Raw genomic sequence first — 23,507 nt, forward strand, 5'->3', positions numbered from 1 at the left:
TTTATTCCTAAAATAATCTTTTTAGTTGCTGTTTTAGGGCATTAGTTACTTGACGATCGCAACTAAAAGTGAAATTATACGTTTAATAAACATACAATAATAAAATAATATGATTCATGTCATCGGAAGATAAGCCCGCGGCACCGAGTAAACTAGCGCACCAAAATAAACGTCTTAAAGCGCTATTAGAAAAGTATAAGCAATCTCATCACTTACAAAATGCCCTGATCCAGCTATCAGAGCAAGCAAGCTCTGTTGCCGAATTAACCTTACTTTACCCCGCTATCCATGACATTTTACAAGCATACCTACCTAGTAAAAGCTTTTACGTGGTGCTTGCTAATCAATATACTCATGCCCTGGAACTTTCTTATTTTTGTGATGAAAAAGATGGTATATCAGTCGCCCTCAATCAAGATAATAGTTTTGAAGAAGGCGCTACAGGCTACGTTTATAAGCTTGGCAAAACCACCTGCTTTACCAAACAAGAGATGCAAAGCGCTGCACAAAACGGCTTATTTAAAGCACTAGGCTCACCTGCTGAGTACTGGGTTGGTGTCCCTATTTATCAAGAGCAAAACATTATTGGCGTACTTGCTGCGCAAAGTTACGATAAACACCAAGATTACAGCAACCAGCAAGTGCATTTACTCGAAGTAATGTCTTTATACTTAGCCACAGCCATAGAGCGAGTTAAAAAAAGAGAGCTGCTCGAATCTGAAGTAAAAATTCGTACCCGCGCGCTCACACAAAGTAATGATGCGCTAAACCTAGAAATTGAACAACGGAAACGCGCACTACAACGCCAACAAATTTTGTTTAAAATATCGGAGTTGGCAACGCAAGCGCAAAACTTAGATGATGCCTATATAAAAATTCATCAAATAATAAAAACCATTACATACGCAGAAAACTTATACATTGCACTTTATAACAAAGAGACTGGTTGGATTAGCTTCCCGTACTGTGTGGATGAATTTAAAGACAACACCGAGCCGAGGCCGTTTGCAAAAGGTTATAGCGAACTGGTTATTAGCAGCGAGCAAACCCAACTTATACACCCTAGTAGAGCCAAAGAGCTATTAGAAAGTGGTGATGTACAACGAAATAAGCCAGTACCAGAGGAGCAAATGGCCACCAGCTGGCTAGGTGCACCGCTTAAAACATCGCAAGGGGTTATCGGCTTAATTGCATGCCAAGCGTATAATAACAATCATATTTTTAGCAAAGACGACTGCGAGCTTATTACTTTTGTATCACACCAAATTGCCACGGTTTTACAAACAAAGTTAGCCACACAAGCACTTAAATCTAGCCACCAAGAGTTAGAGTATCGAGTTAACGAAAAAACAAAAGCGCTGCAGCAAGCTAACCTACATTTACAAATGCAAATTGATGAGCGCAAAAAAGTAGAGCAACAGCTTTATCATGATGCGCATCACGACTCACTAACGGGCCTCCCTAATCGCAGCTTGTTTTTAACCCAGTTAGAAAAAACACTGCAGCATTACCATCGTTTTCCTGATCATCACTTTGCTGTGTTATTTATTGATTTAGATAAGTTTAAAGATATAAACGATCAACTAGGTCACCATGCCGGCGATCAATTTTTAATAAGTGTGGCTGATTTATTTTCGCATTGCATTCGCGAACACGATTTACTCGCTCGCCTTGGTGGTGATGAATTTGTAATTTTGCTTACCCACTTAACAGAGCTACAACAAGCAGAAGATGTAGCTGATCGCATTATTAATATAATGAAAAAGCCATTTTGCAGTAAAGGTACCTGCATTCAAAGTGGTGCAAGTATTGGTATAACGTACTCAAATTCAAGTTATCAGCATACCGATGAAATTATTCGCGATGCCGATGCTGCTATGTATTATGCTAAAAATGCGGGCCGCGACCGCTATGAGCTGTTCCACCCGTTATTAACGCAAACACTAACAAGTGCAGAATCTCCAGCACAGCACCATCTTGATTCACTCCCGATGAGTTTTAGAAGTGCAGATATTATAAACCTTGATGAACAACAGCAATCAGAGTCACTGTTTGAAGCCTTTGGTGAACACCCTGTATTAGGCTATACCAGTTTTGAAGTGCTGAAAAAGTTTGCAACCGATAAAGAGCAACACCTACAAGTTGAATTAGAACTATTACAACACGCCTATGCCCATGCCTTAGCGGCAAATGTAGCCATGGTATTATTGCCATGCTCAGGGTTACTGTTAGAAGCGCTTGAATTCAATTTATTTACTGAGGTATTAAGTAAGCTGCAAGGGCAAAGCCAACTGTGTTTATTGTTTGACGACCAAGAAATACGTTACGCCTGTGCAACTCAGCTAGAAAACCTTAAAAAGCTCTCGCAGCTTGGCTACAGCATTGGCTTAAATAACTTTGCAAAAGACCGCTGTGAGCTAAATGCACTGACCGACATTACCTTCGATTATGTACTACTTAGCTCAACCTTTAGTAAACGCGTACTGCAACAAGAAAGCTTTAACTTACAATTACAAGGTGTACTGGCAATCACTCAGCTAAAAGGCATAAAAGTCATTGCCAAAGGCCCTTCTATACTCAACTTTAGAGCCTTGCTTGATAAATACGGACTAAACTTATTTGTTGCTAAGCAGCAAGGCTTATCGGAGCTAGTAGCGGCTAATAACAACGCTGCGCAGTCTATTAACTAGGTTTTTTCAGCATTGCCCTTAAGTTAGCGACCCGTGCTTGGCCTTTTTCCATGCGCTCAGCTTGCGAGCTTGGGGCTTTTTTGTTTTCAAACGCTAGGTCATCTTGTGGTAACTCTTGCACAAAGCGACTTAGCTCTGTTTGTGAGGTTTCGCCAAACTGACGACGTATTTTTGCATACGTTAGTGTCAGCTCTTGCTGGGCCCGTGTGATCCCTACATATGCTAAACGGCGCTCTTCATCTACGTTTTCTTCATCAATACTTACCTGGTGTGGCAATAAACCCTCTTCCATACCAACCATAAATACGTACGGGTATTCTAAGCCTTTAGATGCATGTAAAGTAAGTAACTGTACCGCATCAGACTCATCTTCTTCCTCGTTACGCTCTAGCATATCGCGAAGCGTTAATTTGCTGACCACTTCAGGTAAGGTCATCGGTTCGTTATCGGCATCTCCGGTGAGCATATCGGTGATCCAACGATACAGCTCTGAGACGTTTTTCATGCGCATTTCTGCCGCTTTGGCACTTGGCGATGACTCATATAAATACGCTTCGTAGTTAATATTACGTACCAAGTCTTTTACCGCTTCGAGTGTATCGCTACGCACTGCATTATCTGAAAGCTCAACAACCCAACGTGCAAACCCCGAAAGCGCATTTAAGCCACGCCCTTTAAGACGATAGCCTAGGTCGTTATCAAAACAGGTGGCAAATAAGCTTTGGTGCTTTTCGTTTGCAAGTGTGCCTAGCTTTTCAAGTGTAACGGTGCCTATTTCACGGCGCGGCGTATTAACAATGCGTAAAAAAGCGTTATCGTCGTCTTGGTTAACCAACAAGCGTAAATACGCCATAATATCTTTAATTTCTGAACGCGAAAAAAACGACATTCCGCCACTAATTTTATAGGGAATGCGGTTACTCATTAATGATTTTTCAAAACCGCGTGCCTGGTGATTACCACGATACAAAATAGCGTAATCTTTATAGCTGGTGCGCTTCATAAATTTATGAGAAATTATTTCAGCAACAACTCGCTCGCACTCATGCTCTTCATCTCTACAGCCAATCACTTTAATCGGCTCACCGTAACCAAGCTCACTAAATAGCTTTTTTTCGATATCGTGCGGGTTATTGGCAATTAAAATATTTGCTGCTTTTAGAATGCGCTGGGCACTACGGTAGTTTTGCTCAAGCTTTATGAGCCTAAGGCCGGGGTAATCTTTACTTAACAGTACCAAGTTTTGGGGGCGGGCTCCGCGCCATGAATAAATAGATTGGTCATCATCCCCTACCACAGTAAAACGCGCTCGCTCGCCTACTAATAACTTAACAAGCTGGTACTGGCTGGTATTGGTATCTTGATATTCATCCACCAGCAAATACCTAAATCGTTGCTGCCAACGCTCTCGTGAGGTGGCATTACTACTCAGTAATAAGGTGGGGATCATTATTAAATCGTCAAAATCCAGTGCGTTATATGCTCGCAGCTGATTTTGATAACGCGCGTAAAGCTGCGCAAATAACGCCTTTTGCGCATCACGTGCTTCGCGTATAGCTTGCTCTGGTAAAATTAATTCGTTTTTCCAGCTGCCTATTTGCATTTTTAATAGATTAAGTAGGTCTTTGTCTTTTTTAAGTTCGTCTTCGGTTAAATCACCTAACAGCTGGTTAGTATCTTGGTCATCAAACAGCGAAAAACCTTCTTTAAAGCCAAGCGTTTTGAGCTCTTTTTTAATTATTTCAAGCCCTAGGGTATGAAAGGTTGATACCCACAGCCCTTTCGCTTCTTGCTTATTAAGCGTTTGTAATACACGCTCGCGCATCTCTTTGGCCGCTTTATTCGTAAACGTTACCGCAGCAATATTACGTGCTTTGTACTCGCACTTTTGCACCAAATAAGCAATTTTGTTAGTGATTACGCGGGTTTTACCTGAGCCTGCACCCGCGAGTACTAAACACGGACCACTAATATATTTTACTGCTTCATCTTGTTTTGGATTGAGTTTCATAACGACCATGGAGTTTTAAAAGGCAGCTAATTTTACCGTAACCACAGATACAGGCATAGCCATTAGATTAATTAATTCCATTGTGGTGATCATGTATTAAATACCTTAGGTATAAGGTAATATTAGTCATTATCATTTTAGGGCAACAGCAAGGGACGATTATGATCAATCCAGCAAAACTTGAAGAAATTGCTAAGCAAATCACCAACAACATGCCGCAAGGTGTAAAAAACCTAGCAGATACACTGGAAGGTAAAACCAAACAAGTTTTACAAAATAAGCTGGCTGAAATGGACTTTGTTAGCCGCGAAGAATTTGATGTGCAAAGCCAAGTACTTATTCGTACTCGTGAAAAACTCACTGAGCTTGAAGCAAAAGTTGTGTTACTAGAGCAACAACTAAATGCTAAAAATAACGCCGAGTAGCACGTACTACATCTGTATACTCAGCCACAAAAAAAGCAGCTAAGGCTGCTTTTTTGCTTTTAGTTTTAACTAAAAGCCCACTATGTATCAAAAAGTGCCTCTAATACATAGTATTGCAGTGATTGTTGCTGCGCTAAACTTACAGCGCACATTTTTAGCGCCACTTGCTTACCCGTAATGGGTTTATAACGTTTTAAAAAAGGAAGTTGAGTAATAACAGGTAACACAAATGCGCCTATTTGCTCAGCTATTCGTGTATTGTTTCGCTCACCCATTAATAAAGACGGCTGGAATATACTTACTTTTGCAAAGCCCAGCGTTTTTATGTGCTGCTCAAGCTCGCCTTTCATTTTTAAGTAAGGGCTGATGCTGTGCGCATTAGCGCCGCTTGATGACACCAAGCAATAATGGCTCACTGCATTGTTAGCCGCCATTTGCGCCGCAATAAACTGATAATCAAAATCAACTTTACGCTGCGCCGCGGTTGAGCCAGCCTGATTTTTAGTAGTGCCCAAACACGAAAAAAACACATCCCCTTTAAATAACGCGCAGTAGTTGGTTAAACAATCAAAATCAATAACCTGATTAGTGAGCTTAGTATGTTCAACGTCCAGCTTACGGCGAGTTATAGCAATCACATGGCCAAACGCAGGGCTTTGCAGTAAAAGCGTTAATAGCTCACTCCCCACAACCCCTGTTGCCCCTATGATTATCGCCGTTTTAGTCATTGTTTAAATTACTCGCAACCGGCTTTAGCGAGTACATGTGCAACGGCTTTTTTATATACATCGCCTTCTTCATCGGCGCAGGTTACAACCGATGATAAGTCGTGCAAGTGGCCGTTCTCTAATCCATATACCCAACCATGAATTGTGAGCTCTTGGCCTTTATCCCACGCATCTTGAACTATATTTGTTCTGCACACGTTACGTACTTGCTCAATAACGTTTAGCTCTATTAAGCGGCTTAAACGCTGTTGCTCATCCATTGCATTAAGCTGCTCTAAGTGTTTTTCTTTTACATCACCAACATGGCGTAACCAGTTATCGATAAAACCAAATTTGGCGTTATTTAATACCGCTTGTACACCGCCACAGCCGTAGTGGCCAACCACCATAATATGTTTTACTTTAAGCACCTCTACCGCGTATTGCATTACCGATAAACAGTTATGGTCAGTATGTACCACCACATTAGCTACATTACGGTGTACAAATAATTCACCCGGCAGTAAATCTACAATTTGGTTGGCAGGAACACGGGAGTCTGAACAGCCAATCCACAAGTACTCTGGGTTTTGTTGCATTGATAATATTTTAAAAAACTCAGGGTTGGCTTCGGTTGTACGTGCAGCCCAACGTTTGTTGTTTTCGAATAAATTTTTTAGCTTTCTCATTGCATCTCTTATTTAGGACGGGATAGAAATTACACCCCAGAAAAGACAAATAATGAGCGCCTTTTTAGTTGGTGTTTGCAAGAATTAAAATATTGCGAGGAGTTAATTGTTTCTCACAAAAGGTGGTAACTGAAACGTGATAACCTTGCTGTTGCAAATATAAAGCACGATCGAGCACAAGCCAAACTTCTATTGCTCTTCTAAACACATGTCGAACCAGTTCGATTCGCTCTGTTACTTTTTTACGCGCCTTACCAATTAATAAAAACTTATCGTAATCAGTATCTTGAGGGATACTTATAGACTTTTTATCCCCCGCCCAAGCGCAAAACTGTGCAAACGTATCAGAAAACACGGCTTTGTTAACGGAAGGCACACTCACGTAATATTGTTCATGAGTGAGTGACTTTCGAAGTGCGTCAAACCCTAAGCGCCATTCCACCTCAGTTTTTCGTATTTTAGCTACACGTGAAGGAGCTGTAACTGTTTCTTGCAGCGCCAGTTTTAGATCGCGGTGCGTTAAATTAAGCTTACTAGCAAGGGCAAGCTCACTCATTGCCTGATAACGACTATCGGTAAATAAGTGATAACAGCACGGCGAAAAACTAATACGTTTTACCCTAGCGGCGCTGGCGTGCTGCATAAATGTTTGGTGCAATGCGCCACATGCATGCAGTGCAACCGCATGTGTGTCGGTATTAAAAAAATGGCGTGTTTCATCTTCAAGCACATTAGCTTGGCTAAATTTCATCGCCAAACCTTGCTTGCGTGCACTGTGCTCTCCTTGCTCGCAAAGATGCCCTTGTAGCTCAACACTGTGTACGCTTTGCGCGCCGTTATAAGCAAGCATTCGGCCTAAATGCCCTTTACCTGCGCACCATTCAAGTACAGGCTGTGTATTACTCGTTAATGCTGAAACAAAGTCTTGCAGTTGCTCAAACTTACGCCCTTTAATACCGTTACTTATCCAAAACGGGTATTCACCGCGTTGCTGCTGGCTTTTTGGTAAATTGCACAGCTCAGGTAGCTGCTCTACCCTGGCAATAAACGGGCTAAAAAATTGATAAAGCTGTTGTTGATCGTTATCAAGCCTTGCGACATCTTCATCTGATAAGTTATTTAACGCCGCTTGTAGCTCAGGCCACGGTAATTCATCAAAATCAAATGCTGTACATTGCCAATATTCGCGGGTATTCATTAGCACTGCATCGAGTGCTGCAAACTGCTCAGCTAGGTTCATAACAACTTAAAATAGTAAAAAGACGTTTAATTATACCAGTTGCGCAGAGCAGCATTAAGCGGTTATTTTTTTCCAAGTATTAAACGCAAATAAAGGGGGATCGAAATAATACTCACAAGAAAGGCGGCTATTAGCATCCACGACAGTTGTAATCGCTCTGGCTCTTGGTATTTATAAACAAAGCCAGCTTTGTGCTCGTCAAATTGCGTTTGCTTAATGCCATAATAATCTGCAATTAAGCGCCACTTGGCCATCGACATATTCCCTAAATGGGTCGTAGGCGGCATTATGTAGTCTTTCAATACTTCGGCTTCATAAGCTAGCTGATGAAAACTTTTGTTTGGCGCATACACTTGCTGAGTAATTGCAATGGCTTCATCCATATTCATCATCGCATAGCGCCAACCCTTTAAGCTCGCCTGGTAAAACTTTTCGACCGTTTGCGGGTGCTTTTTAAGCATTGATTCGCTGGTAAATAACACGTCACCATACACATCCATACCATAGCGCTGTGGGCATATAAGGCGGTGCGATACCCCTTGCTGAGTCATAAAGTAAGGCTGAGTGGTGACATACACTTGCATTGCATCAAGTTTGTTTTCTTGCCACGCTTGTAGCGCGGGCTCATCGCCTTCGTATACCTCTAAGGTAGCAATATCAATACCGCTGCGTTTAAGCATAACCAGCAGCTCGGTACTGTCTTTTTTACTCACTTCGGTAATACGTTTAGCGGTAAAATCGCGGGGGTGAAAAATATCAGAGCTGTCTTTTACCATCCAACAGTACGGAGAAAACTGTAAAATAGCCGCCATTGCTACAAATGGTTGGCCGTTTACTCTTTGTTGTAAAATACCCGAATGCGCTACGCCAAACTGGGCTTCTCCACTTGCTACAGGCGTGAAAGTGTCAGGCATTTTAGGATTGGCTTCGCGTATGGTTACATCAAGTCCGGCGTCTTTGTAGTAGCCTTTTTGCTGAGCCATATAATAGCCGGCGAACTGAAACTGGTGGGTCCATTTTAGTTGTAAAGTGACTGATTCTTGAGCCATTAGTTGGCTGCAAAAAAGCAAAATTACAAATATTAATCCTTTAATAAGCAACTGGATGTTCCAAATAGTAGTCATTAGCTGTAACTATATTTAAAACACACGATAAAGCAAGCATGCAAACGTGCATACTTGCTTATAAAAACCCTAAGCTGAGGCTAAATTGTCAACGTTTGGGCTTTGTGGCTGAGAGGTTAAAAACTGCGTAAAACACGGGTTATGTGTTTCATCTTGTACACTGTAACCTAAGCGATTTAAGTGCTCGTTAAACATATCGAATTGGCTTGGCTCAATAGCAAAGCCCGCCAGTACATTTCCGATAGACCCCCCATGATTGCGATAATGAAATAAAGTAATATTCCAATTGCTACCTAAGGTATCTAAAAAGCGCGCAAGGGCTCCTGGGTATTCCGGAAATTCAAACCGTAATAACCTTTCATGTAACTGCTCCGGTGCTTTACCCCCTACCATATAACGTACGTGTAATTTAGCGAGTTCGTTATCTGATAAATCGCAAAATTGGTAGTCGTTGTTAGTTAGGTCTTGTTTTAGCTCGTTGAGTTCTTGCTCACCCTGGCGCAGGGCAATACCTACAAATATTTGCGCTTCACCTGGGCCTGCATAACGGTAGTTAAACTCAGTAATAGCCCGACCACCTAAAGAGGTGCAAAACTGCTTAAAGCTGCCTTTTTCTTCTTTAATGGTCACCGCAAGTAGTGCTTCGTTTTTTTCACCTAGCGCAGTACGCTCAGCCACATAACGTAAGCGATCAAAGTTTAAGTTAGCCCCCGAAAGCACCGCTGCTAAATGCAGCCCTTTTAAGCCCGATTGCTGGCTCCACTTTTTAAGCCCTGCGGTTGCAAGTGCACCTGAGGGCTCTGAAATTGCGCGAGTAGAGACAAAAATATCTTGCATGGCGGCACAAATTTCATCGCCACTGACAGTTACAACTTCATCGCAAAATTTTTGCGCTAAGCGAAATGTTTCACTGCCAATAATTTTAACCGCTACGCCATCGGCAAAACTGCCAACACGGTCAAGCTCAACAGGCTCGCCCGCTTTAAGCGCGGCTTGTAAACATGCACTTTCGTCAGCTTCTACGCCAATGACTTTTATATCGGGGCGTAATGATTTGATATAAACCGCCATACCAGCAAGTAAACCACCACCGCCAACAGGGATAAATACCGCATCAAGCTCGTTGAGTTGCTGCATAAGCTCGCGAGCCACTGTGCCTTGCCCCACTATTACGTCAGGGTCATCAAAAGGCGGTACAAATACGCCATTGCGTTGCTCTGTAAGCTCAAGTGCATGTGCTTTTGCAGCATCAAAATGATGGCCATGTAAAACCACTTCACCGCCCAGCGCACGTACCGCACTTACTTTTATTTCAGGCGTGGTAACTGGCATAACAATAGTGGCTTTATGGCCAAGGTGTGAAGCACTAAGCGCCACACCTTGTGCATGGTTACCCGCAGATGCCGTAATAACAACAGACCCTTTTGGTAACTTGTTTAATTTATTATAAGCACCGCGTAACTTAAACGAATACACGGGCTGTTGATCTTCACGCTTTAACCAAACATGGTTGCCTAATTTATCACTGAGGTCGCGCATTTCGCTGACCTCAGTCACTTTAGCTAGCGGTTCCATATTGGCCTGAATAATAGCGCGAAAATAATCGAGCTCTTGAGAAACCATAATTAGCTAAGCTCCTCCAATTTGGCTAAATCACGTACTGCGCCTTTATCGGCACTGGTTGCAAGTAATGCATACGCTTTTAATGCCGACGATACATAGCGGTCACGATCAAGCGGCTTGTACGCTTGCTTACCACGCGCTAATTGCTTTTGTTTACGTGCTTCTAGCTCTTCATCACTTAATGCAAGGGTGATTTCACGTGTTGCAATATCAATGATAATTTTGTCACCATTTTCAACATACGCAATAGCACCGCCACTTGCCGCCTCTGGCGATACGTGGCCAATTGATAAACCAGAAGTGCCGCCCGAGAAACGACCATCGGTGATCAAGGCACATTTTTCAGCAAGGCCTTTTGATTTTAAGTAGCTCGTTGGGTAAAGCATTTCTTGCATACCTGGGCCGCCTTTAGGGCCTTCGTAGCGAATAACCACAACATCACCGGCTTTTACTTCGTCGTTTAAAATGCCTTCTACTGAATCATCTTGTGACTCGTACACCACGGCAGTGCCTTCAAAATGCAGCATTTCGTCAACTACACCTGCGCTTTTAACAATACAGCCATCAACCGCTAAGTTACCTGAAAGCACAGCTAAGCCACCATCTTGTCTAAAGGCATGCTCAACACTACGGATACAACCATGCTCTCGGTCGTTATCGCCTTCATCCCAACGGCACTCTTGGCTCATTGCTTTTGTAGTACGAATACCGGCAGGGCCTGCACGGTAAAACTTTTGTGCTGCTTCGTTTGTAGGATCAGTCGCATCCCACTTTTTAACAAGCTCACCCATCGTCATACCCGCTACGTGGTTTACCGATAAATCAACTAACCCCGCTTTACCTAGCTCACGTACAATTGCCATCATGCCACCAGCGCGATGCACATCTTCTATGTGGTACTCAGGTGTAGCTGGGGCCACCTTACATAAAAAAGGGGTTTTACGAGAAAGCTCGTCAATGTGCGACATATCAAAATCTACACCGGCTTCTTGGGCTGCTGCTAATAAATGCAATACGGTATTAGATGAACCACCCATGGCAATATCAACCACCATAGAGTTCATAAAGGCTGTTTTGTTTGCAATTGCACGCGGTAACACGTCGTGGTTGTCTTTTTGGTAGTACTCGCGGCACAAGTCAACAATGCGAGCGCCGGCTTCTACATACAGTTGCTTACGATCTTTATGCGTTGCAAGCGTTGTTCCGTTACCCGGTAGTGCAAGGCCAATAGCCTCTAATAAACAGTTCATTGAGTTAGCAGTAAACATACCCGAACACGAGCCACAGGTAGGACACGCAGAGCGCTCTACTTGCTCTGAATCAGCATCACTTACTGTTTCATCAGCGCCTTTTACCATGGCATCAACTAAATCTAGTTTAATATCGATGTTAGCAAGTTTGGTTTTACCCGCTTCCATTGGTCCGCCCGATACAAAAATAACCGGTATATTTAAACGTAGCGCTGCAAGCATCATCCCTGGGGTGATTTTGTCACAGTTAGAAATACAGATCATCGCATCAGCGCAGTGGCCGTTAACCATATACTCAACAGAGTCTGCAATTAAGTCGCGAGAAGGCAGTGAGTAAAGCATACCACCGTGGCCCATTGCAATGCCGTCATCAATTGCGATGGTGTTAAATTCTTTTGGTACGCCGCCCGCTTGCGCGATTGTTTCAGCCATTAGCTCACTAAGCTGATTAAGGTGTACATGCCCTGGTACAAATTGCGTAAACGAGTTAACTACAGCAATAATAGGTTTACCAAAGTCGGTGTCGGTCATGCCTGTTGCGCGCCATAATGCACGTGCGCCTGCGCGTTTACGTCCTTCAGTTGTTGTTGCACTTCTTAATTTAGCCATAGTTACCTCTGTTTTGCCGCTGTGTAAGCGGGCATTCCTCATTCTAAAAATTGTTGAGTTACTGAAGGTTATATTCAGTAACGCGTAAATGTGTTTCGTTAGCAGTTACACTGCTTGTTGCTGTAAATTTTCTAAGCTGATTTCTTTCACGTCTACCAACTTATTTAGCTGGCTGGTTAATAGATGAATAGGCTTATCGCTATCGACCGTCATTGCTATCGTATATTGAGCTTCATCTGTATTAAGCTGAAAATGCGTAAGGTCAAAACCACGGTGACGCACAACACGTAAAAAACGCTCCACCGCAATACTTTGGTTTTTCAATGCAATAGTTAAGCTGTGTTTCATTGTGCTTTCTCCGTAATCATTTCGTCATTTGCAGCCCCTGGTGGTACAAGCGGCCATACGTTTTCTTTATCATCTATACAGGCATGTAAAATATACGGCCCTTCGCTGTTTACCAGTGCAGTGATTGCATCGTCTACTTCGTTGGCTTTAGTAATAGTTTGCCCAGGAATACCAAATACCGCCGCTAACTGAACAAAGTCAGGGTTATCTGAAAGATTGGTTTCAGAGTAACGCCCTTCAAAAAACAGTTCCTGCCATTGACGAACCATACCTAAGCGTTGGTTATCTAATATTAGTATTTTTACTGGTAAATTGTTACGACGTATAGTGGCAAGCTCTTGAATGTTCATCATGATTGAGCCATCGCCCGACACCGTTATTACAAAATCGTCTGGGCGTGCTACCTGTGCGCCAATAGCCGCTGGTAAACCAAAGCCCATAGTGCCTGCGCCACCACTACTTAAGTGATTACTTGGGTGGTTAAATTTCATATGTTGCGCCACCCACATTTGGTGCTGGCCTACATCGCAGCACACCACGCCTGTTTTTGGCATACGCTGGCTTAACTGGTTTAATAAATACGGGGCAAATACTTTTTCGCCTGGGTAGTCGTAACGCCATGCGTGTTTTTCGCTCATGAGCTTATTGGTATCGCACCATGCTTTAGGTGTTACAACACACTCAAGTGCGGGTAATGAGGTTTTTAGATCAGCAATTAAGGACGCTTTAGCAGGTTTGCGTTTACCTACTTCGGCCGCGTCAATGTCTAAGTGAATTACTTTTGCTTTGGCTGCAAATTTGGCTAAGTTGCCCGTTACGCGGTCATCAAAGCGCGCGCCTATACATACAAGTACATCACACTCTTGTACTGCTATGTTAGCCGCTTGTGTGCCGTGCATGCCTAGCATTCCTAAGTAGTGCTCGTAATCTGGTAACACACTGCCTAGCGCTTTTAATGTTGATACCGCTGGCATTTGTGTTTTGTTTAAAAACTGCATTAACTCATTTTGCGCATCGGCGGCTTGAACGCCACCACCTACATACGCTACTGGCTGCTTTGCTTCAGTTAATAACTGGTTTGCAATGGCTACTTGGTTTAAATCAAGCTGTGGTAAATATTCATCAGCAGCTAACCAAGGTTTAAAAGGCACTTGCGCCATTTGAATATCTTTTGGAATATCTACAAGCACTGGGCCTGGGCGACCACTTTGAGCTAAGTGCATGGCTTCTTGTAATATTTCAGCTAAGTCTTCTGGGCGCTCTACCATGTAGCTATGTTTAGTACACGACAGTGACATACCTAGTACATCGACTTCTTGAAATGCATCTGAGCCAATAGCGGCTGTCGGTACTTGGCCTGTAATTGCTAATAATGGCACTGAGTCCATCATTGCATCGGCAAGTGCTGTTATTAAGTTAGTAGCGCCTGGGCCTGAGGTAGCAAAACAAACGCCTAATTTGCCTGTGCTGCGAGCATAACCCACTGCGGCAAAACCAGCACCTTGCTCATGGCGAGTAAGGTAATGCTTTACAGGCGCGCCATACAGCGCATCGTAAATGGGCATAATAGCTCCGCCAGGGTAGCCAAATACTTCATTTACGCCGTGCTTGGCTAATAAATCGATTGTTAGTTCTGCGCCTGTCATTAATTAATCCTCATTCCTCAGTGACAACCCAATTACCTACTTACTTAAAAAACTTATAGCTAAAATCTTTAAAACTTTGTGCTTAAAACTAAAAAGCCCTCCGAACGGTTAGGTGCGGAGGGCTTTTTAATGCTTAAGTTTATAGCACTACGAAGCCCTCGCGGGAATAATCACCACGATAATAATCAGGACTAGGTTAAGTGCATTTGTAAGCATGTAATTAATACCAAAATGTGTTCATTTGTTACGAAGTAATACTCTTCGCTCTGTATATGTATTTGTACCGCGCTGAGGCGAGTAAGTCAACACCAAACTTAATTCAACAAAAGAGCAAAAAGCGACTTTAAACGGATTTTAAATTCACAAAAAAAGGCTTAAATGAAAAATCTATACCTTAATTTGCATCAAGTAAATTCACTAGCCCCATAATAGCCATATAGGGCTTGATTAATTTTTGATACATTGTAGTACAAATAACAGCGCAGCACGGTAAATAACTTAAAACTTTGCTAATTAGGCAGGTTTACTCCGCAAGCCCTATTACGCACCACTCAATTACATTCACCCTATTTAAATAAGGTGCCCTAGTGCAACTAAATTCATAAGCGCATTTAAAAGTGTTTAATATAACCAAATAGGTTTATTAAAGCGCTTTAATTTAAGCTAGTATTTAGGCAACTCAATTAGATTTAAGGACAAACCATGCAAGCCCTCTCTCGAATTAGTCAGTTTTTTATACTGGCACTTTTTATAGCAACTAGTTTTAATAGTGTCGCAGCGCCGGCATTATTTAAAGTAGAAAAAAACGGTACTAGCTCTTACTTGTTTGGCACGGTTCACGTAGGCGACGCCAGCATGAAAGGCTTACCAGAAAAAGTAACTACGGCTATAGATCAAAGCGAGCAAGTTGTTGTTGAAGTAGATATTAGTAAACTCACGCCTTTGCAAATGCAGCAGCGTTCAATGCCCTTTATGATGCTTAAAGATGGCAAAACATTACAAACAGAACTCTCAAAACAAAACTACAATAAGCTTAAAAACTACTTTGCTAAAAAATCGATTGATATAGCTATGTTTAATGGCCTCAAACCTTGGGCTGTAATGGTAACCATGATGCAGATTGAATTTCAAAATGCAGGGTTTTCTGACCAAACAGGCATAGACAAGCAAGTACTTGCTTACGCTAAAAAGCAAAATATCACGATTGGAGAGTTAGAAACGCTAGAGCAGCAACTGCAAATGTTTGATGGCATGGCTTTGCTCAGTAATGAAATGATTGAAGAAACGTTTGAACAGCTTGCCGATATTAATACTTATTTTATTAAGTTAGTAAACGCCTGGAAAAATGGTGATATGAATACGCTGACTGAATACTACAACATGAGTTTTGACGAGAGTAACTACGGTGAAATAAGCGAGCAAGTTATGCTAGTTAATCGTAATAATAAATGGGTGGAGCAATTAGTGCCTCGCTTAACTAACGAAAAACTATTTATTGCTGTAGGCGCGCTGCACTTACCAGAGCAGCATGGTTTAATTAAACAGTTAACTGATGCAGGCTTTACCATTACTCGCCTATAACGTGGCGTTAAAGGTTGGGCATATTCAGCCCAGCCTTTAATTAAAATCTTCCATTTTTAAGTAATGCTCAATCCCTTTAATTTTGTCTGCCGCATGGTGATTTACATAAATAACGGTGCTGGTATTTGCGGCACAAATTTTCTCGATTAATATTAGTACTCGCTGTCTATTTGCTTCATCAAGCCCCAAACAAGGTTCATCTAAAATAAGTAACGTGGGGTGTTTTACCATAGCACGCACTATTAATAGCATGCGCTGATCGCCGTATGAAAGTTGCGTAAATGAGCTATTTTGTTTATCGCCTAACCCAATCAGCGCTAACCATTGCTTAGCTGTATTTACCTGTGACTCTGTTGGCTTTTGATATAAACCAATGCTGTCGTAAAACCCAGAAATAACCGTATTCAATGCCGATATACTTACTCGATAATCCATATGCAGTGCATTTGATATATAGCCAATATGCTGTTTTATATCCCAAATACTTTCACCACTTCCGCGTTTAAAACCAAATACCTGAATATCATTGCTGTAGCATTGAGGGTTATCGCCAGTTATTAAATTTAATAAGCAGGTTTTACCTGAGCCATTTTTACCACTCAATTGCCAATGTTGATGTTTATTAATTTGCCAATTGAGATTTTTAAATACATCAACCCCAGCGTAGCTAACCTTTGTATTACTAAGCTTAACCAATGTATCGGCGGTATACTCTGCACGGCCTTGGAAGTCATCCGGTTGAGGTATTTCTAAAGCGGTATGAGTTAAATGCAGTAGTTTAAGCAAGTCAGCACGCTGCTCTGCGTTTGGGTTATTAAGTACATGCTGCAATTGCCCCTGATTTACATAAGCGTAATGAGTAATAAACGGCGGGATTTCATCAAGCCTATTTAACACAAACACAAAGTTAATTGTTGAGCTAAGTGTTTCTAATAAAGTGTTTAGCACCTCACACGAATGTTTATCTAAGCCATCAAATGGCTCATCTAGTACCACTAAATCAGCATGACTACTTAGCGCATTTATAAGTAGGAGTTTACGGGTTTCGCCGGTAGAAAGATCTCTAAAATGCCTCTCTAAAAGGGCGCTGTAATTAAAGGCATCTATTAGTTTTGTACGTAGCTCATGGTTGTAGCTACTATTTTGAGGGAAAATAAAATCCTTTACTAAGCTGTGATGTTCATGCTCGATTTCGTTTTTGATTAACTGCTTTTGCACATCAGATGACACAAGCTGCGTGCTATTAAAGGTACTTTTAAAAGTACCACTTTGCTGCTTAGCTTCACCCGTTAATGCGGCGCTCAATGCCGATTTACCTGCGCCATTAGCGCCTAATAATAGCCAGTGCTCACCAGCATTCACTTGCCAACTTAAGTCATTAATTGTGTAACGGCTTTTACCTTGCCCTTTTAAATAACCACTAAATTGTTCAAATACAATACTTTGCACAATACTGCCTTCACCATAAGCTAAATAAACAACTTAACGTATAGTAAATTGCTTTAGCAAGCGTATTTAATTGCGTATTAATTTATTTCATTAGCTATGCATACATTTACCAATGCATCAGCGACTGCCTGTTTACTTATGGGTTTATGAATATGCTCACTCGCGCCATATTCATAAATTAAGTCCATGTCTTCGGCTGAGGTATTTGCTGTAACAACGATTATGGGCATGGTTTTATTTAGCTCTTTGCGTATTTTTTTAGTCGCTTCAAAGCCATCCATGACCGGCATATTTAAATCCATAAACACCACGTCATAGTCAGCCTTACCTACCTTTTCGCAGGCTTCTAGGCCATTTACAACGCATTCATAGTCCACACCTAACGTTGCCAAAATACGTGTGAGTAACAAGGTGTTTAATTCGTTGTCTTCAACCACAAGGCAAAAAAGCTTTTTTTCGACTTCTCTTTCTGTTTGCTGGTTCGTAATTTCAATCGGCAAGTTAAGCGTAACATGAGCGCCACTCGCTGCGTTGTTTTTAAATGAAAGCGAACCATGCAGCGCTTTAACAACATACTGCGCCCGTGTTAATCCCGTTCTTAGGCCTTGAAAGTGGTTAGTTTGTTTAAATGAGTCAAACTCTAGTTCTGTTATTTCGCTAGAAAAACCACACCCACTATCATTAACGGTTAATTGTAATTGCGAGTTTTGCATGTTTGCAGCAACTTCAACCTCGCCCTTGTCGGTAAACTTTATTGCATTGCTAATTAGCTCGGTTAATACATGCTGTAAGCGCTGATGATCTAACTTACAAAAACAATTAAGAGACTCATCAAAATGAGTGATTAATGTTAGCCCTTTTTGCTGCGCTGCATACTCATACGCCAACACCACTTTGTTTATGGATTCTAAAAGGTTTTCGTTTTTAAGAATTGGCGCCCACTTTCCTGTGCTTAGTGCTTGTAGGTCTTGTAGCTCATCAAGCATAGATAGAAGTCTAAGGGCGCAGTAGCTTGCTTGCGTTTTAATATTTTGCTGCTCGGCATTGATGGATAGCTCATCAATCGACGTAATTAATCCCTGTAACGGTGTTCTAAATTCGTGGCTTGCTCTGGCAATAAAGTGCTCTTTGTTTTGGCTCATTTGCGCTACAAAGTCCTTTTGTTTTTGAAGAGCTGTTAAGGTGCGTTCCACCTCTTTTTCCATCGGCATAAACACAAATCTTAGCTCAACGAGCAATAACACCATGGCGACTAACCAGCACAGCAATTCTAAATTAGACACGCGGTTAACTTTTTTTACTGCGTGTTGCTCAAATAAAGTAACCGCGCGGTCAAGCTTAGCTAGCAGGTTTTCTACATGTGCTACGTTGAGCACCTGTGTGTCTACCTCGCCTTTTTGGTACAGCAGCCAACTAGCTTGGGCAATAAATTCATTCACTTCGCTATCTAGATTAGCTGGCTCAGCAAAGTATAACTTTACTAATTCTGGCGTTAAATAACGGTAACTACTACCTTGCTTGGTAAGTAATACCTCATGAGCTGTTTTAAATTGTGCGAGAGAGTGTTCGAGGGAATTGGTATGGGTAGCAACATCGATTCGTGATGAAAGAAGTGCATTGCTATGCCAAGCAATTTTTTGCGAGAGCATGCGCTGCTTACCTGCCATATTAATAATTTTGGCATCGTACTTTTGTACAGAAAAGCCATACTGCAGCAATAATGCTGAGCCACTTATTAACAGAGCAATAGCAATAAGCGCCCATCGGTAACGCTGTCTTACATTGGCAATAATTTTAAACATACAAGGCCGCTTTTTTATTTTAAGTGTAGCCTATATATAGAAAACTCAACATCAGCTTTAGTAATTATATAAATAAAAAGCCCAGTAACATGACTGGGCTAAATGTATTAAGTGTGAGGCAAAAAGGGCAATACTTGCGACACTTTTGTAATTACCAGTTAGCGATTTTCTAATCGGTTGTAATCAAACATACCAAATTCAACGCCGCGATACTCTTTAGCTACTTGGTGCATTAGGTCGCTGTATTTCCAAAACTCTGGATGTGAGCGACGAATACCAAATTTTACTTTTAATGCAGCATAATCTGCTTCAATTTGCATCATAGGTAATAGCTGCGCAAATTCACCCATTTCATTTTGATCATTTAAATACCAAATAGCCGCAGGGTAATCGCCAATAAAACCTGGCACTAGGGTGGCGGTATCTTCATCATAAGCGCGCTGCCCATCTTCATTTAATAAGCTGGAAATATTGTAATGCGCGTTGTGATGAATAAGCGTGTAAGCTTTATGTGAAGCATCGTCTTGCTTAACCAAAATATACGATAACTGCGGTAATAAATTTATAGCCTTAGCTGGCATATTGTTTAGTGCATTTAATGGCGACGGTACTTTTGTGTAGTCGTAGTGCTCACTCAGTACTGGCGCTAAAGTTTGCTTAACTAACCCATACAGCTCGTGTTGTGGATCATCCGTTTTATATTCAATACCGCTAGGTTGGCTAAACTCTCGGTTGTTTTTAAAAAACTTAGATAAGCTTGGTGGAGACTTTCTATACCAGCTTTTTTTAATTTGATGGCGCTTCGTTTCAGGTAATAAAGCCAAAAAGTTTTGCTCACCCTCTAAACGTAAAAAGTCCATGTATAGGCGGGTCACTAACTGGTGGCCGATATTTCCGTATACATCAAAGCCTGCAACAAGTAAGTAATGAATACGCTCAAATAGCGCATAATCTAACACCCACATAGTTTTAGGCTCTTGACCAATAAAGCCTTTCACTACCGTGGCACTATCAAAATGGCGAAATATTGTAAGCGCTGCATTTTTGTTATGGCCTTCACCTTTCCACAATAGGTCGGTGGTTAAATGCTCTCCGTTTTTAAACATCTCGTTAGCCAGCTCAACTTTGGCTTGTAAGTATTTTTTCTCACGCACTGAGTATTTAACCCAGCTAGAGATAGGCAATGCATTGCTTTCTTCTGCTGCAGGTAATTCAAGGGCTTCTTCGTGCTGAAGCAACATATCTTCCACTGCTGGAGTCGCGACTTTTTCAGGGTCTGCAAAGGCAACCCAAAAATGATCGTTAATCACATTAAGTGCAATTTGGCCGCGGCATACAGGGCCCTTAATAAAGCCCATAATAATTAGCTCAGCTTCATCAAGCATAAATTGATACTTAGAATTAATAGGAATTACTTCAAACGTTTTAAAAGGATTAGATGCCGCCTCGCTCTTATAACTTGGCATTTTAGTAACCGTATAATCGGGAGCTATAAATTGCTCATAAATACGTGCAAGCTTTGCATCATCAAGCTTTAGCGGTAAATGTGTTTTTGATAAAACAGTTGAGCGGTCTTGTAGTAAACGGTAATACACACGGCTTACTTTAGGGTCATCGTATGGTCGGCGCGTATTAATTAGCTTAATTTCTTCGCCTGGCGGCGTACTTGAACGAACCAGTTTAAAAAAGCTCTGTGGTTTATCAGAACCAAAATAAATATGGGCTAAAAACCAATGCTCGTAAATATAACGTGCGGCTAATTGGTATTTTAAGCTGTCTTGATTTAAAAACGCTTCCCAGTTTTTAACGTTTGTTAGCTCGGCTTTGGTGGGCGGTTTAATATGCGCCATTTTTCCACCGTCTTTAAGCCACTTTTGTAAATGATAAAATTCCTGGCTAGACACGCCCGGTAAACCGTAAGGCATACCGCCATGAGGCTGCTCTGCAGCTAAACGATCGAATTCTCCCATAGTGGCGCACGTTTGAGAGCGGCTAAGTGAAAAGTCAAATTCGTCATCAAGAATTTCATTCTCTGGTAACGGTGCACTTTGCTTAAGCACTAATGAATTAAATAACACCCCACCGGCAAGGTTTGCTTCTGGGTTTTGGTCACGTTCGTTAAGTACCGGAGTAAAGCCCTTTTTACGCCATTGCTCAGTGCTGGTTGCATCAAATAACAACCGGCTTGGTGTAGTGGCTAATAGCCGTGTACCATCATAAACAAGCTCTTTGCTTAGCCCTCTATCTATCCCTTCAGGGGAAGAAAGCTTTAGCTGACATGGCGCATCATAACAGCCATGGCATACTACACAGCGTGTATCTAGTACAGGCTTTACTTCTTGCAAAAACTCGGCACCAGCACCTGTATTATGCGGCACTATACGCTGCTGCGTTTGTTCATCACCAAATAAGTCGTTGTAGTGAGCATTGCCTAAATAAGCACACCCGCTGAGGATAATAAGAACGAATGTGCTGATCAGAATTTTTTTCATTCTTCATCCTCATCACCCAGGTCGAAGGTTGGCATCATATCCATTTGTGGAGAGACAAAAGTCTGGTTGTCGTGGGTATTTAACACCACACTTAACAGTGGGCCGTGGGTCAGCGTTATTTGTGCATCGTGCTCTTGGTTTAATAACGCATTAAATTCGCTGCTATGCGGCGCAAGCTCATACTCTTTTAAACTAATAGCGATACTGCTATCGGGTGCTGGGTTTTGGCATATCTGCGTCAGTAGCTCATCATCAAGAGCAAATGAAATGTCTAAATCGGGCTTTTCTACATCTCGCTCACTAAGCGACTCATTTAAAATAAATAACGGTAAGGTTAATTTACTATCTTGTTCAAATTCCATTGTGCTCTCTTGCTGACTGACGGTGTAATTACCCGCCATTATAGCAAAAAAGCACATAATTACTGCGCCTAAATAACCACACTAAAGTCTAAAATTTAGTCCTACCCCCTGTTAATGACTAAGCTTTAATATCATCCATTGCCGATACAATAATAGAAAATACAGCCCCTTGAGGGTCGCAAATTACACTAAAACGCCCTACATCAGGAATATCTGTAGCAGGTACACATACTTGCCCTCCAAGAGTCGCCGCTTTTTTTACATAGCTATCGCAGTTATCCACGGCGAAGTAAATCATCCAATGGGGAGGTACGTCTTGTGGCCACTCATCAGTCATTTGTAGCATGCCTGCTACGGGCTTACCTGCAACTAAAAACAAGGTGTAATCCATACCTTCCATAGGTTTTGTTTCACTTTTCCACCCCAGTAGTTCACAGTAAAAATCACGGCTTGTTTCACTATCGCGCGTTGCCATTTCATGCCAATAAGGCGTGTTGAGCTCACAAGGACGCTTACATCCTATATGCTCTTTACCTTGCCACAATGCCACCGTGGCTCCGGCTGGGTCTTTAAGCGTTAACATACGCCCTGCATCCATAACATTGTGAGGGCCAGCTATAATTTGCGCACCGAGTTCTTGCGCTTTAATTGCACATGCATCAACATCATCTACGGCAATATAGGTAAGCCAGTAGCTAGGCGTAGAGGCCACTTGCTCTTTAGGCATTTGATACATGGCAGCAATATCATCACCTTGTTTTTGTAGCATAGTGTAATACTCATCATCGCCAATGGGCTGATCATCATTTCCCCACTCAAACAACGAGGTATAAAAAGCTTTTCCGTCTTGCCAATTATGAGTACACAGTTCAGCCCAGCAAAATATACCTTGCGGATAATTATTTTTATTATTCATCGCCCATTTCCTGTTGTAAATTTAAGCCATTTTTAGCTTAGGCTAATACCCTGTAAGTGTCGATAGTTATTCACTCAATAAACCCCTTACACACCAGTGACCACTTCTACTCGGGCTTTGTAAAGCCAACCCAAACAACATTCTTTACATTAACGCCAAGCAGCTAAAAGCTGATAGCTAAACACTAATCACTTTTCTTCAGGCATTAAAAAACCCGAGGTTAAGCTCGGGTTTTTATAAAATTTATTAACTTAAACGTTAACTATTACTCATTGAACGTTGCTACGTTGCACCTACGCCTAAAGGTAATAGCGCCACCTTCACATGACGTAAATTTCAGGCATTAAAAAACCCGAGGCTAAGCTCGGGTTTTTATAGTATTAATTAGCTAGGCTAATTATTACTCTACGATAGTTGCTACAACACCAGCACCTACAGTACGGCCACCTTCACGGATAGCGAAACGAAGACCTTCGTCCATCGCGATTGGCGCGATTAGAGTTACTGTCATCTTAACGTTATCACCAGGCATTACCATTTCTA

The 23,507-nt window shown here is 41.8% G+C and carries 18 protein-coding genes; 3 read left to right on the forward strand and 15 right to left on the reverse strand.

Annotated elements, in window-relative coordinates; all coding sequences use genetic code 11:
• The first annotated feature begins 116 nt into the window (after nt 1-116).
• A complete protein-coding gene (locus NQT65_RS17305; RefSeq protein WP_256851652.1) occupies nt 117-2,690 on the forward strand; it encodes a diguanylate cyclase domain-containing protein in 2,574 nt (857 codons plus the stop codon).
• Here the strand turns inward: NQT65_RS17305 and rep are convergent.
• The gene (gene rep, locus NQT65_RS17310) at nt 2,683-4,701 is read right to left on the reverse strand and encodes a DNA helicase Rep (protein WP_004589303.1); all 2,019 of its coding nucleotides are present in this window, start codon (nt 4,699-4,701) and stop codon (nt 2,683-2,685) included. The genes NQT65_RS17305 and rep overlap by 8 nt on opposite strands.
• Nucleotides 4,702-4,862: 161 nt before the next feature.
• Between rep and ubiK the strand changes: the two genes are divergently transcribed.
• A complete protein-coding gene (gene ubiK, locus NQT65_RS17315; protein WP_004589302.1) occupies nt 4,863-5,126 on the forward strand; it encodes a ubiquinone biosynthesis accessory factor UbiK in 264 nt (87 codons plus the stop codon).
• Between the two features lie 80 nt (nt 5,127-5,206).
• Here the strand turns inward: ubiK and NQT65_RS17320 are convergent, their stop codons facing one another.
• The 8 genes from NQT65_RS17320 to ilvG all read right to left on the reverse strand — a co-directional run bounded on the left by NQT65_RS17320 (nt 5,207) and on the right by ilvG (nt 14,362).
• On the reverse strand, nt 5,207-5,854 hold the full coding sequence (locus NQT65_RS17320; protein WP_256851653.1) for an NAD(P)H-binding protein: 648 nt from the start codon (nt 5,852-5,854) through the stop codon (nt 5,207-5,209).
• A gap of 8 nt (nt 5,855-5,862) precedes the next feature.
• A complete protein-coding gene (gene can / locus NQT65_RS17325) occupies nt 5,863-6,522 on the reverse strand; it encodes a carbonate dehydratase (RefSeq protein WP_024032154.1) in 660 nt (219 codons plus the stop codon).
• A gap of 64 nt (nt 6,523-6,586) precedes the next feature.
• On the reverse strand, nt 6,587-7,762 hold the full coding sequence (locus NQT65_RS17330) for a methyltransferase (RefSeq protein ID WP_256851654.1): 1,176 nt from the start codon (nt 7,760-7,762) through the stop codon (nt 6,587-6,589).
• A 62-nt stretch (nt 7,763-7,824) separates the two neighbouring features.
• Nucleotides 7,825-8,811 carry an ABC transporter substrate-binding protein gene (locus tag NQT65_RS17335; protein WP_256846144.1) on the reverse strand — a complete coding sequence of 329 codons (987 nt, stop codon included), beginning with the start codon at nt 8,809-8,811 and terminating at the stop codon, nt 7,825-7,827.
• A 144-nt stretch (nt 8,812-8,955) separates the two neighbouring features.
• Nucleotides 8,956-10,509: a threonine ammonia-lyase, biosynthetic gene (gene ilvA, locus NQT65_RS17340; RefSeq protein ID WP_004589297.1), complete on the reverse strand. Its 1,554-nt coding sequence runs from the start codon at nt 10,507-10,509 to the stop codon at nt 8,956-8,958.
• A 2-nt stretch (nt 10,510-10,511) separates the two neighbouring features.
• Complete coding sequence (gene ilvD, locus NQT65_RS17345; RefSeq protein ID WP_256851655.1) at nt 10,512-12,368, reverse strand: dihydroxy-acid dehydratase; 1,857 nt, start codon at nt 12,366-12,368, stop codon at nt 10,512-10,514.
• Nucleotides 12,369-12,473: 105 nt separating this feature from the next.
• Nucleotides 12,474-12,716, reverse strand: coding sequence for an acetolactate synthase 2 small subunit (ilvM, locus tag NQT65_RS17350; RefSeq protein ID WP_004589295.1), 243 nt, complete (start codon nt 12,714-12,716; stop codon nt 12,474-12,476).
• On the reverse strand, nt 12,713-14,362 hold the full coding sequence (gene ilvG, locus NQT65_RS17355; protein ID WP_004589294.1) for an acetolactate synthase 2 catalytic subunit: 1,650 nt from the start codon (nt 14,360-14,362) through the stop codon (nt 12,713-12,715). The genes ilvM and ilvG overlap by 4 nt, the downstream gene beginning before the upstream one ends.
• A gap of 702 nt (nt 14,363-15,064) precedes the next feature.
• Between ilvG and NQT65_RS17360 the strand changes: the two genes are divergently transcribed.
• Nucleotides 15,065-15,943, forward strand: a complete 879-nt coding sequence (locus NQT65_RS17360; protein WP_256851656.1) for a TraB/GumN family protein — start codon at nt 15,065-15,067, stop codon at nt 15,941-15,943.
• Between the two features lie 36 nt (nt 15,944-15,979).
• Here NQT65_RS17360 and NQT65_RS17365 read toward each other — a convergent pair whose 3' ends face one another.
• The 6 genes from NQT65_RS17365 to NQT65_RS17390 form a co-directional block, all read right to left on the reverse strand.
• Nucleotides 15,980-17,392 carry an ATP-binding cassette domain-containing protein gene (locus NQT65_RS17365; protein WP_256851657.1) on the reverse strand — a complete coding sequence of 471 codons (1,413 nt, stop codon included), beginning with the start codon at nt 17,390-17,392 and terminating at the stop codon, nt 15,980-15,982.
• 77 nt (nt 17,393-17,469) lie between these two features.
• A complete protein-coding gene (locus NQT65_RS17370; protein WP_096041038.1) occupies nt 17,470-19,194 on the reverse strand; it encodes a response regulator in 1,725 nt (574 codons plus the stop codon).
• Nucleotides 19,195-19,352: 158 nt separating this feature from the next.
• Nucleotides 19,353-21,686 carry a fatty acid cis/trans isomerase gene (locus tag NQT65_RS17375; protein ID WP_256851658.1) on the reverse strand — a complete coding sequence of 778 codons (2,334 nt, stop codon included), beginning with the start codon at nt 21,684-21,686 and terminating at the stop codon, nt 19,353-19,355.
• On the reverse strand, nt 21,683-22,048 hold the full coding sequence (locus NQT65_RS17380; protein WP_029774302.1) for a hypothetical protein: 366 nt from the start codon (nt 22,046-22,048) through the stop codon (nt 21,683-21,685). The genes NQT65_RS17375 and NQT65_RS17380 overlap by 4 nt, the downstream gene beginning before the upstream one ends.
• A gap of 118 nt (nt 22,049-22,166) precedes the next feature.
• Nucleotides 22,167-22,964: a VOC family protein gene (locus NQT65_RS17385; RefSeq protein WP_256851659.1), complete on the reverse strand. Its 798-nt coding sequence runs from the start codon at nt 22,962-22,964 to the stop codon at nt 22,167-22,169.
• Between the two features lie 400 nt (nt 22,965-23,364).
• Nucleotides 23,365-23,507 (reverse strand): EF-Tu C-terminal domain-related protein (locus tag NQT65_RS17390; protein WP_477742927.1); only part of this gene is annotated, 143 nt, incomplete at its 5' end.

The organism is Pseudoalteromonas agarivorans (assembly GCF_024518735.1).
Lineage (GTDB): Bacteria > Pseudomonadota > Gammaproteobacteria > Enterobacterales > Alteromonadaceae > Pseudoalteromonas > Pseudoalteromonas atlantica.